We start from the raw sequence: 18,528 nt of genomic DNA on the forward strand, positions 1-18,528 counted from the left end.
CTGGAGAATTCGATGCCTTCCGTTCTTGCCGGTATGACCCTTCTGGTCCTGGGAGAAAGCCACATGAGTCTGGCCGATCATCTGATGGAACCGCTGCATGACAACCTGACCAGACAGGGCGCTATCGTGCATTCGATCGGTGCCTGTGGCGCGAGTGCCGGTGACTGGCTGATCACTAAAAAGGTCGATTGCGGGGCCGAGCAAAAAGGCAACGGCAAGATCGTCATCAAGGGACGTGACGCCACGACTACGCCTATCGGCGAGCTGATCGCGGCCGACAAGCCTGATCTGGTGGTGATCGTGATCGGCGACACCATGGCTTCCTATGACAAGCCTTCGTTTCCCAAGGCCTGGGCATGGCAGAGCGTCACCGGCCTGACCAAGGCGATTGCGGCCACGGGCACCAAGTGCGCCTGGGTGGGCCCTGCGTGGGGCAAGGTGGGTGGCATGTACCAGAAGAACGATGCGCGCACTCAGTTGATGTCGCAGTTTCTGGCCAGCAACGTGGCGCCCTGCACGTACATCGACTCGCTGAGCTTCTCCAAACCGGGACAATGGATCACCACCGACGGCCAGCATTTTACCGTCGCCGGTTATAAGTCCTGGGGCACCGCGATTGGCGATGCCTTGGGCAAACTCCCGGTCACCAGCGTCAGCGCAGCCGGAGCGAAGCAATGATCGCCCTGCGCCTGATGGCCGGTAGCGTCGCGGCCCTGTTGATCGGTGTTCAAGCGCAGGCGGCCGACATCGCCCTGTACCCGACAGGCCCGGCCCAGGATTCGGCGTTCATTCGCTTTATCAATGCCACTGCCGCGCCGCTGCAAGTGGTTGCCCAGGAAGGTCAGGCACCGTTGCAACTGGACGCGGCAAAACCGGTGTCGCTGTTTTTTCCGGTGCAGGCCAGCAGCTCGATAAAAGGCACGTTGATCAGCGGCGAGAAAAAGCTGCCGATGGACGTCAGCGTCGAGCCGGGCGAGTTCGCCACCGTCGTACTGACCACCCAGCCCGATGGCAGCCTTGTGCCGGTGACGGTGCGTGAGCAGCCTGATGATTTCAACGGTTTAAAGGCTTCGCTGGCGTTTTTCAGTCTGGATGCCGGTTGTGCGCAGGCAAGCCTGCGTCCGGCCGGTCGCACGGCTGATGTGTTCAAGGCGATCCCGACCGGTACGTTGCAGCGCCGTTCGATTAATCCAGTGAGCCTTTCGGTGCAGTTGGTCTGCGCCAACGCCACTGTCGGCGCGCCGCTGAATCTGGGTGACCTCAAGGCCGGTGAACGCTATAGCATCTTGCTGGTGCCGTCCGCCACAGGCCCGCGCCTGTTGTCGGCCACGGACACACTGTCCAACTGATCGGGTTCTGTCGTCGTTATGGTATTCGCCTCGCTTGAGTTTCTGATGGTGTTCCTGCCGGCTTTTTTGCTGGCCTATGCCGCAAGCCCGGCGGCGTGGCGCAACGTCGTTCTGTTGATCGGCAGTTGGCTGTTCTACGGCTGGCTGAGCCCGCTGTTTCTGAGCCTGCACATCGTGTTGACGATCGTGGCCTGGGTCGGCGGTTTGCTGGTTGATCGGGCGCGGCAAGGCTCAACAGGGCGGGTGCGTCTGCTGGTGGCACTGATCGTGTTCAACACCGCCGTGCTGTGCTGGTACAAATACGCCAACATCGTCGCCGGTAGCTGGAATCAGTTGATCACGTACTACGGAGCGATGCCGCTGCAATGGCAGCGCGTGGCGTTACCGGCCGGGCTGTCGTTCATTGTGCTGCAGGCGATTTCCTATCTGGTGGATGTGCATAGGCACACCGTGCCGGTCGAGCGCAGTTTCATCAATTACGCGACCTACATCTCGATGTTCGGCCACTCGATTGCCGGGCCGATCATTCGCTATGACTGGGTGCGTCGCGAGCTGGTGCAGCGCCATTTCAACCGCCAGAATTTCGCCCTGGGCGCACGCCGTTTCATGATTGGCATGAGCATGAAAGTGCTGGTGGCCGACACCCTGTCACCGTTGGTCGATGTGGCGTTTCACTTGCCGGAGCCGTCGCTGGCCGATGCCTGGATCGGCTGCCTGGCGTACTCGCTGCAACTGTTCTTCGACTTTGCCGGTTACAGCGCCATGGCCATCGGTCTTGGGCTGATGCTGGGCTTTCACTTTCCCGAAAACTTCAACCGGCCGTACCTGGCCAGCAGCATTCAGGACTTCTGGCGGCGCTGGCACCTGTCGCTGTCCAGTTGGTTGCGCGACTACCTGTATATTGCCTTGGGCGGCAACCGGCATGGCGTCTGGAACACCTACCGTAACCTGTTTCTGACCATGGCCATCGCCGGTCTGTGGCATGGCGGCGACAGCTGGAACTATCTGTTGTGGGGCGCTGCGCATGGGGTGGCGCTGTGCGTGGATCGCGCCTGGTCGCGCTCCAGCCTGCCCGCGATTCCCAAACCACTGGCGCACGTGTTGACCCTGCTGTTTGTGTGCCTGGCCTGGACGCTGTTCCGTGCCCCGGATTTTGCCACTGCGCTGACCCTGTATGCCGGACAGTTCGGCCTGCATGGCCTGGGGCTGGGCGATGCACTGGCCGTGACCCTGCGCCCGGCGCATGGCATGGCGGCGCTGCTGGGCGTGGCCTGTGTGCTCGCGCCGTTGTTGCAGGTTCGCGTTGAGCAGCGCTTCGCCAGCCGCCCCCTGTTCATAGCGGGCGCCGCACTGTGGCCGATAGCCGGCTTTCTGCTGTCGTTCGCGCTGATTGCCAGCCGCGAGACGGTCCCTTTTCTTTACTTCCAGTTCTGAGGTCGGTGGCCATGACTGCTCCGTCTGCTGTACCGCCTCCACCCAGCGAACTGGCCGTGCGCACCTGTGGCGCGGCGGGCATCACGCTGGCGGTTTTCATCGGCGTCGGCTTGCTGGCCTCGTGCATGCTGCTAGCCAGCGGCAAGGTCGAGTTGCTGCCCAAACCCCTGACCCTCGAGGCAGCGCTGCATGGCGAGGTGACTCACAAACTGGCCAGGCAACTGTCAGGGACTTTTCTGGCGCAGCGCGCAGCGGATATCGAGCGTGGCGCAAGCTGGTTGCTGTTTCACGACACCGGCCCGCGGGTCCGTCAGGGGTGTCCGGGCTGGCTGTTCCTGACCGATGAATTCAGGCTCAATCGCGACGCGCAGGCCAATGCGCAACACAAGGCGCAGGCGGTCATCGATGTGCAACGCAGCCTGAAAAAGCGCGGCATCGACCTGCTGGTCGCCGTGGTGCCAGACAAAAGCCGCATTGCTGCAGCCCAGCTGTGCGGGCTGTATCGCCCCGACGTGCAGCAGGCCCGAGTTGCGCAATGGACCAACAGCCTGAAAGCCGCCGGTGTCGATACGCTGGACCTGACCGCTACCCTGCAACCGCTGGGTGAAACGGCATACCTGCGCACCGACACGCACTGGAGCGAATGCGGTGCCAACGCGGCCGCCAGAGCGCTGGCACTGCACCTGCGCAAAGCCGGCTTTCAGGCCACTCCGCAACGGCAGTTTCAAACCAGCATCGCCCCGATTGCCGAGCGCCCCGGCGATCTGGTGCGTTTAGCGGGTCTCGACTGGCTACCGCTGTCGTTGCAGCCTGCCGCACAGAGCGTAGCCGCCACGCAAATCACCGAGCTTGCCAGCGACGCGGCGGCAGGCGGCGACAACCTCGACGACCTGTTCGGCGACAGCAACCTGCCCAACGTCGCCTTGATCGGCACATCGTTCTCGCGCAATTCGGGTTTTGTCGGGTTTCTACAGCGCGAACTCGGCGCACCGATCGGCAACTTCGCCAAGGACGGCGGCGAGTTCTCGGGCGCTGCCAACGTCTATTTCGACAACCCGGCCTTTCGCCAGACCCCGCCGAAGCTGCTGATCTGGGAAATCCCGGAGCGGGATCTGCAGACGGTTTATGAGGTGGTCGACAAATTAGATGTGCCTGTAAAATAAACGTCGGGCATGCCCTGTTAGAGTTGCTGTTACGAATATCGAATTTTAGATGGAAGAACACCCGGCCGAAGCCGGGCGCTTTTTAGACAGGGTGGCTTTTATTCAAAAGTATATTTTTTCTCAGCGATGAATGCGGGTTCCTTCCAGTTGGGCCCTTTCCTTAACCCTCCATTTTTATGCTCAATGACACCTTCTGATGTCATGGTCTCAATAAGCCTTAGGAGCTCAAGATTGTTTGATATGTTAGCCCAGTTGTTGTTGCTATAAAGCCTGTCCAGAGAGGGGTACGAAATGGCTTTTCCGTCTCTGGTTATAAATTGTACAACGTCCCTGGGGGTTTCCGAAATTACAATGTCATTAATTGTGCTCATTTTATTCTCCATAAACCTGTTTGTTTTCTGCTGTTATTGCTTCAGGTGTATAAAATGATTCTGAAGAGTCTTTTAGCTTATAGTCTTCCAAGGTCGCAGTATGAGCATTGTTCCATACCTCCCCCTCCACTCCATCAGCAACGCCCAGTGCCCTATAACGTTCCAGCTCCCTGAGCTCGTGAGTATAAAATCTTTTATCGGTATCCGTCATGGATAACTCGCTACGAAGAATTTTTTCCAGACGATCAATCATGACGGCGTTTGCGTCTGACGGCTCAAATCGGCCTGTATGCAATTTAACCAGATCAATGCCGTTCTGGGTGACTGAGGCGGTTGTCCAGTCGAGGTTCTGGGTTGGGCCTCCCGCATTATCAGGATCGTACATTCGACCGCTATGCTCCCCTTTGGTGGTTGCCCCTTCATACGGGCTGCTGAACACCACGTAAACCGGTGGTAAACCCGAATTTACCGGATAAACGTAAATGGCATCCCGAATATCCAGCGGGCTGGTTGCGGGTAAAGGTTCTGCCTTCACCTCGATAGGCTCCAGCGTAATGCCAGTGTACGCCGGAGTTTCTATCGGTTGTGCCACTGTAGTCGTTGAGCTGTTTTCAGGTGCTGCGATTGGAAACGTTAAGGTGATGGGCGGGGTGTCCGAAGTGGTAAAGGTGTAGGCGTTGGCCACTGGGTCCAGTATCAGAGCCCTCACAGGCACCTTGGGAGAAAATCCGCCTTCGGGCTGTGTTGCCACGACTGAATACTTCGACTGATCACCGTAAATTCTATAGGGCATATCGACCGTTCCACCCGTTGCCGCCACGTCATTCAAGGCGTCGGGCAGATCAGGCATCAGAACCCTGGCCGGAAGGTCCAGCATTCTTCCCGGTAACTCTCCATTGCCAAGCGAAGGGGAGTACAGCAACGTGCCGATGCCTACGGCTGTGGTAGAGCTCACAGCTGTGCCTACGAGAGCCGCTAATATTTCGATAGCGGCTTGAATGGTAGCGTCCAGAAAGAGGCCGGATCCTGCTGTAACGGAAATGACTCCTGCAACTGCACCTAACTGAGGTGTACCAGCTTCCGGGAGCCTGAGCGTCTTGCCCGCTTCTAGCGCTTGAGCTTCTGCCGTCACGCGCGCGTGCTCGTCAGCGTCACGCTGTGCTTGCGCCTCTGCCTCCATACGAGCTTGTTCAGCAGCTTCGGCAGTTATTCGGTGAGCTTCTGCTTCCGCAGCAAAGAGTGCCTGCTCATCCGCTACTCGCTTGGCTTCAGCCTCCGCTACTACTCGGGCATGTTCAGCGGTTTCGGCAGCAATCCGTTGAGCTTCGACCTCTGCTGCAAGGCGTGCTTGTTCTGCAGCTTCAACAGCAAGCCTGGTCAACTCGGCTTCTGCCGCCAGACGTGCGTCCTCCTTGGCTTGCGCTGCAGCAATGAGCTGGCTCAGCGATACAGATCGTTCTGTGAGAATCCTGATTTTCTCTTCAAGAATTTTTGCTCTGTAGGCCGCTGCAACTGAAGCTTCCCAGCTTTTGTAAACTTCAAGGGGGGATCCCAGGTCTCTCCTCGTTTGAAATATATTTAAAAAATCTACAGAACTTTTTTAATTTCTACCGCTAATACATGCCTGCCAAAGAAAGCATGAGCACGTTCGTTGCTTTTTGCCAACTCAGCAGCACTTTGTGATATCAGGCTGTCCACAACGTTTTTTTCAAACTTGGCCGTTTCTAATTCAGGAAGATTATAGTGCCCTACGGCAGCGGAAATTTCCGCGTCAACGTCAGCGGGAAGAAAGGGCAAAGATTCTATGTAAGACTGATCGATACTTTGCTGTGTCGAAAATGCTGTCATAATCACAGACATCCTGTAATGCTCGTTTCTTATTCCCCTTTTACTAAAGAATGCATCGATTTCATGGTTTGCAGGAATGGTGCCGTCCCACCGTAGCGGCCTGGCAACTACTCCGGCCCCCGGTAATGGTCCTAGTGGCCTGGGCAACGGTTGATCAGGCGTGACGATGGTGGGTGGCAGAGTGACAACGTTTTGCGGCATGTGCGTATCCTTAAAGTTTAAATCACCTTGATAATGTCTCCTTGGTATTAGGTGGTATTGTCGGTCGCGAAGTGCGGTAAATAGATATTTTTGTATCGGTTTTTTTCAGGTGCAAGTGTTTAGTTGAAATGCATGCCGCCTAGACATTAGGCAAAGCAGCTACATAGGACTTGGGGAGGTCTGCTTTGTAATCTATTGCCATTTTCAGACGTTACTTCGGGGGCCGGTGGCCTCATTTCAAACGCGAATCAACCACAAATTCCAGCTCCTTGACTGTTGCCACAACAGCCTGAAATTCCGGGTGCCGGACGTTGAGCAGGTAGTTGGACTCGCGCGGGATGATCACGCTGGGCACGGCCAGCGCCAGGCTTTGACCGGAGGCCAGCCAGGCGTCGCCGAATGAGGCGGTGGCTTGTGGCGCGGGTTCTTCGCGCCAGTCGGGGGGCAGGGTGTCGGGGCGGGCGTTGAGGATATGTGCTTCGGCTATCTGCAGTTCCAGCATGGCGTAATGCCGGGCCACGCCGCTGTTGTTCAGGTGAACCAGTATTTCCAGCAACGCCAGTGACTCGCTGCCCGCGCAATACACGCAGGCATTGCCCTTGCTGTTCCAGCGCCCGCCATAGAGCTTTGCGCCTTCGCCGTCGAACGCCTGAGCCAGCCATTTGCGTTTGACCAGGCGATACACTGCAATCACGCCACGACTCCGTGTTCCAGCCGGCCGATCAGGTCCAGCACGGCCTGGGCTTCGGCTGAGGTGGCGAGCATTTCCAGCGGTCTGCGATTGCCCAGCCCATAGACCGGATTGGCCAGCCACAGACGCGTGGCTTCGGTGTCGTCTTCAAACAGGTCCAGTGCCGCCTTGTAGACGGCTGCCAGACGAAACAAACGGTCACTTTCCTCGGCATTGAAGCGGCGCACCTTGAGGCGCCGCTGCAAGGTCGCCGGGGCGATACCCAGATGTTCAGCCAGCGTCGAGCGGTTCAGGTCGGTGTAGTGCGCCAGGCGCTCGAACACTTCATAGGGCAAGCCGCTGTGCAGCGCTGTGTACAAACGGGTGCCACGCGCCGGAATACCGAGGTGCTGCCAGAAATCGTCCTGCCGGGGCAGGGCGGGATGGTAATCGCTGATGGGCAGAGACATGACACACCTCGTGACTGAGCTATCGAGTGATTGCTATTAAATCTATCACTTGATGGTAAGCCCGTTTGGCGGGTCGCGGTAGTGATTTGCAGCAACAAAAAGTGACTTAAATTACAGAAACGCCAAACATCGCCGACTTAAGGCTATAGGTTTAGTTTGAATGTTGCTGAGCGAGCGTTATAGGCTCAATGTCAGATTGATCTCGATAGTGCCCAATCTCGATAGTGCCGTCGAACGTGTACGTGCTGTCCCCGTCGCCAGCCTGATTTTTTTGCAGTGAGAACTACACGATGTCCACGCTTGCACTGTTGATATGCGATGACTCAAACATGGCGCGCAAGCAGCTGCTGCGTGCGCTGCCTGCCGATTGGGATGTGGCGGTCACGCTGGCCACCCAGGGCGAGGAAGGTCTGGAAGCCATTCGTAAGGGGCAGGGCCAGGTCGTCCTGCTCGACCTGACCATGCCGGTGATGGACGGCTACCAGACGCTGGCAGCGATTCGTGCCGAAAATCTGGACGCCAAAGTCATCGTGGTGTCAGGCGACGTGCAGGACGAAGCCGTGCGTCGGGTCATGGAACTCGGCGCGCTGGCGTTTCTGAAAAAGCCTGCCGACCCGGACGAACTGAAAAGCACACTGGAACGCCTCGGCCTGCTGGGCAAACCGCCGGCTATTCCCGTTGCGCTGCCGGCCCTGAACAGCGCGGGCGGGGTGATCAGCTTTCAGGATGCCTTCCGCGAAACCATCAACGTTGCGATGGGCCGCGCCGCGGCGCTGCTGGCCAAGGTGCTGGGTGTGTTCGTGCAGTTGCCGGTGCCCAACGTCAACATGCTGGAAGTCGGCGAATTGCACATGGCGCTGGCCGATGCCCACGCGGATCAGCACCTGACGGCGGTGTGTCAGGGCTACATCGGTGGCGGTATTGCCGGCGAAGCGCTGCTGATCTTCCACGACTCGGAAATCTCCGGCGTATCGAAGTTGATGGGCGACGATAATTCCGACAGCTCGAACATGGAGATGCTGCTGGACCTTTCCACCATCCTCATCGGTGCCTGCCTGAGCGGAATTGCCGAGCAGATCGACATCGCGTTCTCACAAGGCCACCCTCAGTTGCTGGGTGCGCAGGGCGGCATCGACGAGTTGATTCGTATCAATCAGCAGCGCTGGAAAAAGACCCTGGCGGTCGAAATCAGTTACAGCGTGGAAGGCCACAACATTCACTTCGATCTGCTGATGCTGTTTACCGAAGATTCGGTCGACCTGCTCAGCAAAAAACTCGCCTACATGATGAGCTGACCCATGAGCAACGCTATCGAAATCAACGAGCTTCATTGGTTGCTGGCCGTCACGCAGAACATTGACGTGGGCATTGTGGTGCTGGACCTGAACTACCGGGTGACGGTCTGGAACACCTTCATGGAAAACCGCTCCGGCGTGGTGCCCTATGTGGCCATCGACAAGACCTTTTTCGAGCTGTTTCCAGAGGTGAACCGGCAATGGCTGAGCAAGAAAATCGATAACGTCGTTACCCTCGGCACACCGGCATTTACGATTTGGGAGCAGCGGCCATACCTGGTGCGCTTCAAGAATTACCAGCCGATTACCGGTCACGAAGAGTTCATGTACCAGAACACTACGCTGTTCCCGCTGCGCTCGACGACCGGCGCGATCAGCCATGTGTGCCTGGTGATCTACGACGTCACCGACGTGGCTGCCAACCGCAACCAATTGCAGGCAGCCAATGACAAGCTGCAGCAATTGTCCGGTGCCGAGCAAAAGTAATCGGCCATCAGGCTCGCAGGGTCAGCAAAACCGCCCTGCGGGCTTGATCCCGCTCGTGCTAGGATCGCGATTTTCCGCTGACGCTCAGGGACATCATGCGACCTCAAGCCACTCTCACTGTTATGCCTGTCGAGCGCCCGCTGGTCGGGCGCGTCAGCCCGCCGGGCTCCAAGTCGATCACCAACCGCGCACTGCTGCTGGCGGGGCTTGCCAAAGGCACCAGCCGCCTGACCGGCGCGCTGAAGAGTGACGATACCCGTGTGATGTCCGAAGCACTGCGACTGATGGGCGTGCAGGTCGACGAGCCGGATGACAGCACCTTTGTGGTCACCAGCAGCGGCCACTGGCAAGCGCCGCAGCAAGCGCTGTTTCTCGGCAACGCCGGGACCGCGACGCGCTTTCTGACCGCTGCGCTGGCCAACTTTGAAGGCGACTTCGTGGTGGATGGCGACGAGTACATGCGTAAACGCCCGATCGGCCCGCTGGTCGATGCCTTGCAGCGCATGGGCGTGGAAATCAGCGCGCCCAGCGGTTGCCCGCCCGTGGCGATCAAGGGCAAGGGCGGTCTGCAAGCCGGGCGTATTGAAATCGACGGCAACCTGTCCAGCCAGTACGTATCGGCGCTGCTGATGGCCGGAGCGTGTGGCAAAGGCTCGCTTGAAGTTGCTCTGACCGGTAGCGAGATCGGCGCACGCGGCTATGTCGACCTGACCCTGGCGGCGATGCAGGCCTTCGGCGCTGAAGTTCAGGCCATCGGCGACGCTGCCTGGAAAGTCTCGGCCACCGGCTACCACGCTACGGATTTCCACATCGAGCCGGATGCATCGGCAGCCACCTACCTCTGGGCCGCACAAGCCCTGACCGAAGGCAACATCGACCTGGGCGTGGCCAGTGATGCATTCACTCAGCCTGACGCGCTGGCCAGCCAGATCATCGACAGCTTCCCGAACATGCCGGCGGTGATCGACGGTTCGCAAATGCAGGACGCCATTCCGACCCTCGCAGTGCTCGCGGCCTTCAATCGTCAGCCGGTACGCTTCGTCGGCATCGCCAACCTGCGGGTCAAGGAATGTGATCGTATTTCAGCGCTGTGTGACGGCCTGTGCGCCATCGCACCGGGCCTTGCGGTTGAAGAGGGCGACGACCTGATCGTGCACGCCAACCCGGCGCTGGCAGGGACCACAGTCAACGCACTGATCGACACCCATTCCGACCATCGCATCGCCATGTGCTTTGCCCTGGCTGGTTTGAAGATCAAAGGCATCCATATTCAGGATCCCGATTGCGTCGCCAAGACCTATCCGGGTTACTGGGATGCGCTGGCTTCGCTGGGGGTGAGTGTTCAGCGCTGATAGCTGCTGTAGCAGCCGCTTTTCAAATCCCGAAAAACGGCTGCATCATCCGCGCCATCCAGCCGTGGAAGCGCAGCTTTGACTCTGCCGCCAATACACAGATGCATTCCCGATCAGGGTAGGCGATGGGCTGGTGCTGGATGTGGCTGTCCAGATCGGCCACATCGTTGAGTCCGAATTCACCCTGCACGTCGTGATAAGCGCCCTTGAGCACCATGGTCATTTCGCCGCTTTCATGGCTGTGGACCGGCATGCTGACGCCGGGTGCGATTTTCAGCAGCATGAGGTTGCCCTGTTCGATCCCCTGAGCGCTGACGCGCTGAACACCGGGGATCAGGGTTTTCCACTTCAATGTGCTCAGGTGCCGGCCGAAATGCGCGTGCATGCAGTGGGGAAGCAAGTCAGGGTCATGATTGGCCGCTGGCATGGCGTGCATGACCGAATCGACGCTGGTTTCCTGCTCGTCCAGGCGCGCCAGCATGGCCATCCGGCTTTTGAGCGGCACCACACGGCTGATGGACTGCTGCATCAAAACGCCGCCGATCTGTTCGGCCTGCCGCAGCCGTGCCCGGCATTCGGCGCAGCGCTCCAGGTGAGCAGCGGTGACTACCGCGATGACCTGCGACAACGCCCCTGCGGCGTAGCTGATCAGGGTTGCGTCATCCGGATGATGTAGTGGGCCCATCATGACTCCTCGATCCGCGAGCGCAATTTTTGAAAGGCCAGGCGCAGGCACGACTTCACCGTGCCCAGTGGCATATCAAGACGTTCAGAAATTTCCCGATGGCTGAGCGCTTCGAAGTAAGACATTCGCAACACTTTGGCCTGATCAGTGGGAAGGTTCTGAATGGCACTATTAAGTTGTTGCTCCTGGCGCTGGCTGTAATCGAGCGTTCTGTCTACAGGGGCCTCCAGACGCTCAAGTTGTTCCAGTGAATTTTGCACCTGCACCCAGCCGCGGTCCTTGCGCACGCTGTCGATGTACAGATTGCGCGCGATACGAAACAGCCAGGTGCCCAGGCTGGCCTTGCTCGGGTCGAAGGATTCCGCCTTGTGCCACAGCTTGAGCAGCACCTCCTGCACCAATTCTTCCGCCTGCCCCTCGGGCACATTCAACCCCGTCAGGTAACGCAATAAACGCGGGGCGAAGTGATCGTAGATGCGCATGAAGCTATCGCGGTCCCTCTGGCGGGCCACGGCGGTGACTTCATCAATCCAAAGTCGGCTTGTTGTCGAGTCGCTGTGAGGGGTGGACAAGTGACAGAAGGTCCTGAGACTGGCAGTAATGCGCATAATCCACCTTCTGATCACTATTGTCTGGTTTTGGTTCGCGATGCAGAGGTGTTACGTAGCGGGATGAAGAGTGGATCACAGGATGTGACGAGCGGTGTGGAGGCATTTTACAGGTGCGGCCATGACAATGACCACGGGCCGGTCATGCAGGCCGTCGCTGTCATTTCTGACAGTAGCTCAGTGAGCGCTGGCTGTTTAATGTTTGATCTGGATGTTATCAAGGTCAGGGAGACCATTATGGACACTCGCGTTGCACGTGCTTCATCTACGCTGGCCAGGCTGGCCGGTGTACTGCTGGTCATCGTTTGTATGGGGTTTTTTGCGCCTCAGCGAGCTCAAGCCGAGGCTTTAAATCTGGTTACCTGTACAGGAACCCATACTACAAACTGGTCGCCAGGATTGACCAACACCAGTCAGACGATTGTTGTATCGACGACGAGCAACTGGAGCCCGTGTGTTTCGCTCTCATTCCCTCTGGTTACCAGCGCTTCGTCCAGCGAAAGCTTCCAGTCGACTTTTTCCTGCCAGTCGTTACTGCTGCCAACCTCCAGCAGGACATGGGTCATTAGCTGGAGCGATGGCGTCACCAGCACTTACACGTTCAACGCGACGATCAATAACATTGGTACTTTAAACACGACCATTGTCGGTGTTGGGACAATTGTGGACGGCCGTTATAAAGGCGCCAATGCCACCAGTACATTTTTACTGGGCAATCTTCAGTCAACGTTGAACGACAGCTGCGACACCGCCACTGGCGTTACTAGCGTCAGCGGTCTTTCAACACTGGTGATTACCCCGTGAGAAGTAGTCAGTCAGCGCGTGGATAAGGCCTGTTACGGTTTCTTGTACTGCAGGCTGAATTCCAACCTCATCGACTCCCCTTGCCGCAACAGCTTCAACCCCGGATGCCCCGGCAAATGATGGGCATTGACCGGGTGGCTGACCGGCTCAAAACCAAGAGGCGTTGCAGTTATAGCGTTGAGGTCATTGGCTTACCCAGTCTTCTACCCTCAGCCCCTCGACGCGCTGGAATTCACGCTGGTTGTTGGTGATGACCACGAGGCCAAGAGAGCGGGCATGTCCTGCAATCATTTGATCGTACGGGCCAATCGGTGTACCCGCTCTGGCCAGCTCGGCTCTGATCATGCCGGTGTGAGCCGCGGCGTCGCTATCGTAGGGAAGCAATTCAAGACGCGCTGCAAAACCTTCTACAACAGCAAGATTTCTTTCGGGACTGGAAGACTTTTCTGCGCCGTAGACAAGCTCCATCAACGTGATCGCGCTGATACACAGCTGCCCGTGATGAAGGTTGAAGGCCTCACGTACCGACACCGGCTTGTTCTTGATAGTGAAGATGCAGATATTGGTGTCGAGCATGTATTTGAGCATCAGAGTGATTCGCGCAGTTGTTCAACTGGCTGCTCGCGCTCTGCCATGAAGTCATCACTGACACTTTCACCATCGAACCAACTGTTCCACATTTCACCAGCAGGGGAAATGATGCGTGTCCTGCCCACTGCTACCACGTCTACCCGTTTCACGTCGTCGGGCAATGCCACCGCTTTTGGAAGTCGAACAGCCTGACTTCGATTGCTTTTGAAGACTGTGGATTGTTCCATGGGGCATTCCTCCTGGCGGGTCTGTCTGATAGGCAAGAGTAGGTTTTTTTAGGGATATGTCAATGGGATATCCCGGCTTGCCTTGTAACCTGAAATGAGCTGCCAGGGACGTATTCATAATGTCCGCGACACGACTTTGTACTGCAGACTGACCCCCAACCCCATCGACTCCCCTTGCCGCAACAGCTTCAACCCCGGATGCCCCGGCAAATGATGGGCATTGACCGGGTGGCTGACCGGCTCGAAACAGAAGAAATCCAGCCCCGGTGGGCAGAACACCAGAAAGTACTCGCTGCCAGTGGCGTGGCAGTGCAGCTCATAGCCCAGGTCTGGCTGGCTGATCAGGCTGTGGCCATCCCAGCCGGTGAAGCCGTTGTCCAGCCGAGCTTCGGGCAGTGTGTTGCTGTGGTGGAAGTTCCATTCGGCGGGCAGATCCTGCAACTCGCTTGGCAAACCTGCCTCATCGCACAGCCAGACCTGCGCGGCCCTGGCCTGCAGGCGTGTATGGGGCGTGCGTGGCAGGTAAGGGTGCAAGCCCAGGCCGTGCCACATGGCGTGGCTGTCCAGATGAGTGGTGGTCAGTTCGATACTCAGTTTGCCATCGTGCAGGGTGTAGCGCAGGTGCGCGCGGTAGGCGAATGGCTTCTGGCTGTCGAGTTGCAGACAGACCTGCTCTGCGGTGTGCTCAATGACCGTCCATGACTGCTGCCAGGCACTGCCATGAATCGGCAACGGGTCGTTGGCGCTGTTGGGGGTCAGTGCGAGCCAGCCATCGGGCGTGTCGAAGCCGCCGCTGCCGATCCGGTTCGACCAGGGCGCCAGCGGGTAGCAGGCCAGCCGCCTCGCAGTGCCGGCAGCCAGGGCTGCCTCGTCACTGTGGCGCAGCAGAGGTTGTCCGCTGGCCAGTACGGTCCAGTTGACAATACTGCCGCCGATGTCGGGAGCGACGCTCAGGCGGGTAATGCCGTCTTCAAGGGTCAGAACGTTCACGGGCATGATGCAGGGCCTTGTCGGGTGGTTGGGGGGCTTGCGGGGTGGCGCGGCGCCAGGTCAGCAGCACAATGCCGCTGACCACGATCAGCCCGCCGAGGATCTGGCCGCTGCTGAGCAACTGATCGAGAATCAGCCAGCCGAACAGCAGGCTCGCCACCGGCTCGATGTTCATCACCGGAGCATTGCGGCTGATGTCCAGACGCGCCATACAGATGAACAGCAGCGAGAAACCCAGCCCGTAGAGCAGCACCAGACTCGCCAGTGCGGTCCAGCCGATTCGGCTGGAGGGGAGATCCACGCCGCCGGGCAATACGCCACTGCTGCCTGCAACGGCTGCTACCACAAACACCACGGCCATGGTCAGCATGCTGCGAACGCTGCCGCGCATGCCCGCCAGTTTGTTATCGGTTATCCACAGTGCGAACGCGAATACCACCGCGGCGGTGCCCGCGTAGGCGATGCCCTCCAGCCACTGCGGCTCGCTGCTGCCCGGGTTCGACAACCGCTGCGGTACGTCCAGCGCCAGTGTCAGGCCAAACAGAATCAGCGCCATCAGGCCTGCCGCACGGCGTGTCGGCCTGGCACCGCCCAGCGCCCAGGTCAGCAACGCCAGCAGGATCGGCGAGACATTGACCACCAGTAACGCCAACGCGACCGGAATGCGCGCCACTGCCGAATAGATGCAAAAGCTTTGGGTCGCGATCAGCAGCCCGAGCAACAACTGCCAGCGCCAAGTGCTGGCCGGCAGACTGAGTGTTTCACGTTGCCACAGCACCAGGCTGGTGAGTACCAGCAAGGTCATGCCAGAGCGACAAAGGATGGCCAGCAGCAGACCGGTGTCATGATCGAAGGCAATACGTGCGGCAATGTGATTGCCGGCAAACGAGCAGGCCAGCAGCGCGAGGATCAGCACGGCAATGTGACGGGGGAACAGGGCAGGGGCGGACATACGCAACCAGCCTCCTTGGCTGGATAACAGAGAGTGCGCACCGGCGCTCTTTGCAGAGCCCGGTGGCGTTGCAGCGACAGACCTTAGAGCACGACGCTCGGCAGCCACAGCGAGATGGCAGGAACGTAGGTGACCAGCATCAGCACCAGAAACAGCGCGACGTAGAACGGCAGCAAGGCTTTCACGGTGGCTTCGATGGTGACTTTGCCCACCGCCGCGCCGACGAACAGCACTGCGCCCACCGGCGGTGTGATCAGCCCGATCCCCAGATTGACCAGCATGATCATGCCGAAGTGCACCGGGTCCACGCCGACGCCGACGATGACCGGCAACAGAATCGGCGTGAGGATCAGGATCAGCGGGGCCATGTCCATGACAGTGCCCAACAGCAGCAACATGACGTTGATGCACATCAGGATCACGTAGCGGTTGTCTGACAGGGTCAGGAACGCCGTGGTGATCTTCATCGGGATTTCCATCAGCGTCAGGATGTAACCGAAGCTGGCGGCAAAACCGATCAGGATCATCACGATGGAGATGGTCCGCGCAGCCCGGTGCATCAGCTTGGGCAGATCGCGCCATTTGTAGTCGCGGTAAATGAACATGGTGACGAAGAACGCCCAGAGCACGGCAATGGCAGCCGACTCGGTGGCGGTGAAGATCCCCGACAGAATGCCACCGAGAATGATGACCATGGCCATCATGCCCCAGAGCGCTTCACCGGCAATTTTCAGCGCTTTGCGCAGCGGAATCACTTCACCCTTGGGGTAATTGCGTCGGCGCGCGAAAATCATGCACAGGCCAATCATCACCGCGCTGAGCAACAGCCCTGGCATGATCCCGGCCATGAACAGCGAGGCAATCGATACCGTGCCGCCAGCGGCCAGTGAATAAAGCACCGAGTTGTGGCTGGGAGGCGTAAGCAGAGCCTGAACCGAGCCGCTGACGGTCACGGCGGTCGAGAAGTCCCGAGGGTAGCCGTTGCGTTCCATTTCCGGTATCAGCACCGAGCCTACCGATGCGGTATCGGCCACGGAAGAACCCGAGATAGCGCCGAAGAAGGTCGATGCCACGATGTTGACCAGCGACAGGCCGCCGCGCACAAAGCCCACCAGTACTGCGGCGAACGCGACCAGCCGTCGTGACATCCCGCCTTCGGCCATGATTGCCCCGGCCAGCACGAAGAACGGGATCGCCAGCAGCGAGAACTTGTTCACCCCGCCTGCGATCTGGATCATCAAGGCGTCGGCCGGAATGTCGATCCACCAGGCACCGATCAGGGCTGACAGGCCCAGCGCGTAGGCAACCGGCATGCCGAGAAGTATCAGTGCGATGAAGCTGCCCAACAGTATAAAAGCGTCCATTTATGCGGCACCTTCGCTTTCTTCAATAACGTCGAAGCGCATCACTGCGCGATGACTCTGGTCGCCCAGAAACAGTCTTTCCAGCACGAAAACCAGGGTCACGATGCCGCCGATGGGGATCGGCAGGTAAGAGATCCCGACGCGCAGAAAGGGCAGTTCGCCGACAAACTGATTCCAGGTGGTGGCGCACAGCTTGAAGCCCTTGAAGATCATGAACAGGGCCACTGTCGCCATCAGGATCTGCACCAGCACAGAGGCGATGCGGCGTACCTGCTGCGGCATGCGGTCTACCGCCATCGAAACGGCCATGTGCGCCCCGGCGCGGTAGCTGGCGGCGGCACCGAAGAAGGTAAACACCACCATCAGCAGAATGGCGGTAGGTTCCGGCCAACTGGAGCCGCTGCCCAGGATGTAGCGGGCGAAGATGCCCCAGGGGATGATCAGGGTCATGATCAGCACCGACAGACCGGCGATACCGATGCAGGCCCGATAGAGCGTGTCGTTGATGCGCAAAAGCGTATTTTTCATGGAGGCTCACCACTGCGGCGGCGAACGAGCTTGCGCTCGTCCCCGCAGCTTAATCGGACAGGCTTATTGGGCCGCTTGGGAACTGGCCGCAGCCAGCGCCGGATTGGTCTGGACCGCTTCGATGCGGCTGATCAAGTCCTTGTAGGGCGCGCCGAATTTGTCACGTACCGGTTGGGTAGCGTCGTAGAACGCTTTCTTCTGCTCCGGTGTCAGCGTGATGAATTCCACGCCTGCGGCCTTGAGCTTGACCTCGGCATCGGCTGACGACTTGTCCCACAACACGCGCTCTTCCATCTGCGCTTCACGCGCGAGCTTTTTCACCAGCGCCTGTTGCTCGGGCTTGAGCTTTTCCCAGGTGGCTTTCGACATCACGATCGGCTCAGGCAGGATCAAGTGCTCGGTCATCGTGAAGAATTTGGCGTTCTGGTAGTGGTTGTGCTGGAAGTAGGTGGGCGGGTTGTTTTCAGCGCCATCGATGACGCCGGTCTGCAGGGCGCTGAAGATCTCGCCGGTAGCCATGGCGATGCCGTTGCCGCCCATGTCGTTGATGGTTTCGATGAACACCGGGTTGCCTTGAACGCGGATTTTCATGCCTTTGAGGTCAGCAATCTGCCGTACCGGTTTTTTGGTGTACAGGTTGCGGGTGCCGCCATCCATCCAGGCCAGCGCGACCATGTTGAATTGCGAGTTGGTGATCTTGTCGAGAATTTCCTGGCCGATCTCACCGTCGATAATCGTGCGCATATGTGCCTGATCGCGGAACACGAACGGCAGGTTGAAGACGTTGACGTCCGGCACTACCGGGCCGACGATGCCGAGGCTGACGCGGGTCATCTGCACGGCACCGCTCTGCACTTGCTCGACCACTTCCTTCTCGGAGCCAAGCACGCCGCCGGCGTACATCTTGAAGCTGATCTCGCCCTTGGATTGCTCCTCGAGCTTCTTGCCCATGTTCTGTTCGGCCACAACCGGCGCGTAGCCTGCGGGATGAACCTCGGCGAACTTGATTTTGACGTCTGCCTGGGCCAGGCCCGACATGCAGAAGGCCAGCGGGAGTGCCGCGATGAGAAGCTTGCGTTTGAAATCCATGGATATCTCCAATGTTGTTATTTTTGGTCGAGCTAAGGATTGTTCGGTAGG

Annotated in this window: 20 protein-coding genes and 2 pseudogenes; 8 read left to right on the plus strand and 14 right to left on the minus strand. The window is 58.7% G+C overall.

Going from position 1 to position 18,528, the window contains the following annotated elements:
- Positions 1 to 12 precede the first annotated feature (12 nt).
- Genes PSPTO_RS05440 through PSPTO_RS05455 form a run of 4 tightly spaced genes read left to right on the plus strand, consistent with a single transcriptional unit; the run spans position 13 to position 3,946 of the window.
- Positions 13 to 678, plus strand: coding sequence for an SGNH/GDSL hydrolase family protein (locus PSPTO_RS05440; protein WP_002556137.1), 666 nt, complete (start codon positions 13 to 15; stop codon positions 676 to 678).
- Complete coding sequence (locus tag PSPTO_RS05445; RefSeq protein WP_005770931.1) at positions 675 to 1,349, plus strand: alginate O-acetyltransferase AlgF; 675 nt, start codon at positions 675 to 677, stop codon at positions 1,347 to 1,349. The genes PSPTO_RS05440 and PSPTO_RS05445 overlap by 4 nt, the downstream gene beginning before the upstream one ends.
- An 18-nt stretch (positions 1,350 to 1,367) precedes the next feature.
- Positions 1,368 to 2,783: an MBOAT family O-acyltransferase gene (locus tag PSPTO_RS05450; RefSeq protein WP_005770932.1), complete on the plus strand. Its 1,416-nt coding sequence runs from the start codon at positions 1,368 to 1,370 to the stop codon at positions 2,781 to 2,783.
- A gap of 11 nt (positions 2,784 to 2,794) precedes the next feature.
- Entirely contained in the window at positions 2,795 to 3,946 is a 1,152-nt protein-coding gene (locus tag PSPTO_RS05455; protein WP_005770934.1) for an alginate O-acetyltransferase AlgX-related protein, read from the plus strand.
- Positions 3,947 to 4,044: 98 nt separating this feature from the next.
- On the opposite strand, the gene PSPTO_RS05460 is transcribed toward PSPTO_RS05455, so the two are convergent.
- From PSPTO_RS05460 to PSPTO_RS05475, 4 genes and pseudogenes are all read right to left on the minus strand, one after another.
- Positions 4,045 to 4,317: a hypothetical protein gene (locus tag PSPTO_RS05460; RefSeq protein WP_005736632.1), complete on the minus strand. Its 273-nt coding sequence runs from the start codon at positions 4,315 to 4,317 to the stop codon at positions 4,045 to 4,047.
- Position 4,318: 1 nt separating this feature from the next.
- A pseudogene (locus PSPTO_RS05465) lies at positions 4,319 to 6,366 on the minus strand (S-type pyocin domain-containing protein).
- 232 nt (positions 6,367 to 6,598) lie between these two features.
- Entirely contained in the window at positions 6,599 to 7,060 is a 462-nt protein-coding gene (locus PSPTO_RS05470) for an RES family NAD+ phosphorylase (RefSeq protein ID WP_005770938.1), read from the minus strand.
- The gene (locus PSPTO_RS05475) at positions 7,057 to 7,506 is read right to left on the minus strand and encodes a DUF2384 domain-containing protein (RefSeq protein ID WP_003380356.1); all 450 of its coding nucleotides are present in this window, start codon (positions 7,504 to 7,506) and stop codon (positions 7,057 to 7,059) included. Before PSPTO_RS05475 ends, PSPTO_RS05470 begins: the two co-directional genes overlap by 4 nt.
- 290 nt (positions 7,507 to 7,796) lie before the next feature.
- On the opposite strand from PSPTO_RS05475, the gene PSPTO_RS05480 reads away from it, so the two are divergent.
- The 3 genes from PSPTO_RS05480 to PSPTO_RS05490 all read left to right on the plus strand — a co-directional run bounded on the left by PSPTO_RS05480 (position 7,797) and on the right by PSPTO_RS05490 (position 10,639).
- Positions 7,797 to 8,801 (plus strand): response regulator, encoded by a 1,005-nt coding sequence (locus PSPTO_RS05480; RefSeq protein WP_005770940.1) that lies wholly within the window; start codon positions 7,797 to 7,799, stop codon positions 8,799 to 8,801.
- Positions 8,802 to 8,804: 3 nt separating this feature from the next.
- Complete coding sequence (locus tag PSPTO_RS05485; protein ID WP_002556144.1) at positions 8,805 to 9,287, plus strand: PAS domain-containing protein; 483 nt, start codon at positions 8,805 to 8,807, stop codon at positions 9,285 to 9,287.
- 95 nt (positions 9,288 to 9,382) lie between these two features.
- Positions 9,383 to 10,639, plus strand: a complete 1,257-nt coding sequence (locus tag PSPTO_RS05490) for a 3-phosphoshikimate 1-carboxyvinyltransferase (protein WP_011103393.1) — start codon at positions 9,383 to 9,385, stop codon at positions 10,637 to 10,639.
- A 22-nt stretch (positions 10,640 to 10,661) separates the two neighbouring features.
- Here PSPTO_RS05490 and PSPTO_RS05495 read toward each other — a convergent pair whose 3' ends face one another.
- A complete protein-coding gene (locus PSPTO_RS05495; RefSeq protein ID WP_005770944.1) occupies positions 10,662 to 11,324 on the minus strand; it encodes a ChrR family anti-sigma-E factor in 663 nt (220 codons plus the stop codon).
- Positions 11,324 to 11,836 carry a sigma-70 family RNA polymerase sigma factor gene (locus PSPTO_RS05500; protein ID WP_005615033.1) on the minus strand — a complete coding sequence of 171 codons (513 nt, stop codon included), beginning with the start codon at positions 11,834 to 11,836 and terminating at the stop codon, positions 11,324 to 11,326. Before PSPTO_RS05500 ends, PSPTO_RS05495 begins: the two co-directional genes overlap by 1 nt.
- Before the next feature lie 60 nt (positions 11,837 to 11,896).
- On the opposite strand from PSPTO_RS05500, the gene PSPTO_RS30160 reads away from it, so the two are divergent.
- Positions 11,897 to 12,736 carry a hypothetical protein gene (locus PSPTO_RS30160; RefSeq protein ID WP_161797795.1) on the plus strand — a complete coding sequence of 280 codons (840 nt, stop codon included), beginning with the start codon at positions 11,897 to 11,899 and terminating at the stop codon, positions 12,734 to 12,736.
- A gap of 32 nt (positions 12,737 to 12,768) precedes the next feature.
- Here PSPTO_RS30160 and PSPTO_RS30165 read toward each other — a convergent pair.
- From PSPTO_RS30165 to PSPTO_RS05540, 8 genes and pseudogenes are all read right to left on the minus strand, one after another.
- A pseudogene (locus PSPTO_RS30165) lies at positions 12,769 to 12,888 on the minus strand (aldose 1-epimerase); the annotation flags it as partial.
- A 31-nt stretch (positions 12,889 to 12,919) separates the two neighbouring features.
- The gene (gene vapC / locus PSPTO_RS05510) at positions 12,920 to 13,324 is read right to left on the minus strand and encodes a type II toxin-antitoxin system tRNA(fMet)-specific endonuclease VapC (protein ID WP_005770950.1); all 405 of its coding nucleotides are present in this window, start codon (positions 13,322 to 13,324) and stop codon (positions 12,920 to 12,922) included.
- Positions 13,324 to 13,554, minus strand: a complete 231-nt coding sequence (gene vapB, locus PSPTO_RS05515) for a type II toxin-antitoxin system VapB family antitoxin (RefSeq protein WP_003380366.1) — start codon at positions 13,552 to 13,554, stop codon at positions 13,324 to 13,326. Before vapB ends, vapC begins: the two co-directional genes overlap by 1 nt.
- A gap of 114 nt (positions 13,555 to 13,668) precedes the next feature.
- Positions 13,669 to 14,550, minus strand: coding sequence for an aldose 1-epimerase (locus tag PSPTO_RS05520; protein WP_011103395.1), 882 nt, complete (start codon positions 14,548 to 14,550; stop codon positions 13,669 to 13,671).
- The gene (locus tag PSPTO_RS05525) at positions 14,525 to 15,496 is read right to left on the minus strand and encodes an EamA family transporter (protein WP_011103396.1); all 972 of its coding nucleotides are present in this window, start codon (positions 15,494 to 15,496) and stop codon (positions 14,525 to 14,527) included. Before PSPTO_RS05525 ends, PSPTO_RS05520 begins: the two co-directional genes overlap by 26 nt.
- 83 nt (positions 15,497 to 15,579) lie before the next feature.
- The gene (locus tag PSPTO_RS05530) at positions 15,580 to 16,860 is read right to left on the minus strand and encodes a TRAP transporter large permease (RefSeq protein ID WP_011103397.1); all 1,281 of its coding nucleotides are present in this window, start codon (positions 16,858 to 16,860) and stop codon (positions 15,580 to 15,582) included.
- Complete coding sequence (locus PSPTO_RS05535) at positions 16,861 to 17,388, minus strand: TRAP transporter small permease (RefSeq protein ID WP_005770954.1); 528 nt, start codon at positions 17,386 to 17,388, stop codon at positions 16,861 to 16,863.
- Positions 17,389 to 17,451: 63 nt separating this feature from the next.
- Complete coding sequence (locus tag PSPTO_RS05540) at positions 17,452 to 18,477, minus strand: TRAP transporter substrate-binding protein (protein ID WP_005770956.1); 1,026 nt, start codon at positions 18,475 to 18,477, stop codon at positions 17,452 to 17,454.
- Positions 18,478 to 18,528: the final 51 nt, after the last annotated feature.

The organism is Pseudomonas syringae pv. tomato str. DC3000 (assembly GCF_000007805.1).
GTDB classification, from domain to species: Bacteria; Pseudomonadota; Gammaproteobacteria; order Pseudomonadales; family Pseudomonadaceae; genus Aquipseudomonas; species Aquipseudomonas avellanae.

What these genes read in the sequence shown, in the direction of transcription:
- PSPTO_RS05440 (WP_002556137.1), top strand. Translation starts at nt 13, where the DNA reads ATGCCTTCCGTTCTTGCCGGTATGACCCTTCTGGTCCTGGGAGAAAGC.
- PSPTO_RS05445 (WP_005770931.1), top strand. Translation starts at nt 675, where the DNA reads ATGATCGCCCTGCGCCTGATGGCCGGTAGCGTCGCGGCCCTGTTGATC.
- PSPTO_RS05450 (WP_005770932.1), top strand. Translation starts at nt 1,368, where the DNA reads ATGGTATTCGCCTCGCTTGAGTTTCTGATGGTGTTCCTGCCGGCTTTT.
- PSPTO_RS05455 (WP_005770934.1), top strand. Translation starts at nt 2,795, where the DNA reads ATGACTGCTCCGTCTGCTGTACCGCCTCCACCCAGCGAACTGGCCGTG.
- PSPTO_RS05460 (WP_005736632.1), bottom strand. Translation starts at nt 4,317, where the DNA reads ATGAGCACAATTAATGACATTGTAATTTCGGAAACCCCCAGGGACGTT.
- PSPTO_RS05475 (WP_003380356.1), bottom strand. Translation starts at nt 7,506, where the DNA reads ATGTCTCTGCCCATCAGCGATTACCATCCCGCCCTGCCCCGGCAGGAC.
- PSPTO_RS05480 (WP_005770940.1), top strand. Translation starts at nt 7,797, where the DNA reads ATGTCCACGCTTGCACTGTTGATATGCGATGACTCAAACATGGCGCGC.
- PSPTO_RS05485 (WP_002556144.1), top strand. Translation starts at nt 8,805, where the DNA reads ATGAGCAACGCTATCGAAATCAACGAGCTTCATTGGTTGCTGGCCGTC.
- PSPTO_RS05490 (WP_011103393.1), top strand. Translation starts at nt 9,383, where the DNA reads ATGCGACCTCAAGCCACTCTCACTGTTATGCCTGTCGAGCGCCCGCTG.
- PSPTO_RS05495 (WP_005770944.1), bottom strand. Translation starts at nt 11,324, where the DNA reads ATGGGCCCACTACATCATCCGGATGACGCAACCCTGATCAGCTACGCC.
- vapC (WP_005770950.1), bottom strand. Translation starts at nt 13,324, where the DNA reads ATGCTCAAATACATGCTCGACACCAATATCTGCATCTTCACTATCAAG.
- vapB (WP_003380366.1), bottom strand. Translation starts at nt 13,554, where the DNA reads ATGGAACAATCCACAGTCTTCAAAAGCAATCGAAGTCAGGCTGTTCGA.
- PSPTO_RS05520 (WP_011103395.1), bottom strand. Translation starts at nt 14,550, where the DNA reads ATGCCCGTGAACGTTCTGACCCTTGAAGACGGCATTACCCGCCTGAGC.
- PSPTO_RS05525 (WP_011103396.1), bottom strand. Translation starts at nt 15,496, where the DNA reads ATGTCCGCCCCTGCCCTGTTCCCCCGTCACATTGCCGTGCTGATCCTC.
- PSPTO_RS05530 (WP_011103397.1), bottom strand. Translation starts at nt 16,860, where the DNA reads ATGGACGCTTTTATACTGTTGGGCAGCTTCATCGCACTGATACTTCTC.
- PSPTO_RS05535 (WP_005770954.1), bottom strand. Translation starts at nt 17,388, where the DNA reads ATGAAAAATACGCTTTTGCGCATCAACGACACGCTCTATCGGGCCTGC.
- PSPTO_RS05540 (WP_005770956.1), bottom strand. Translation starts at nt 18,477, where the DNA reads ATGGATTTCAAACGCAAGCTTCTCATCGCGGCACTCCCGCTGGCCTTC.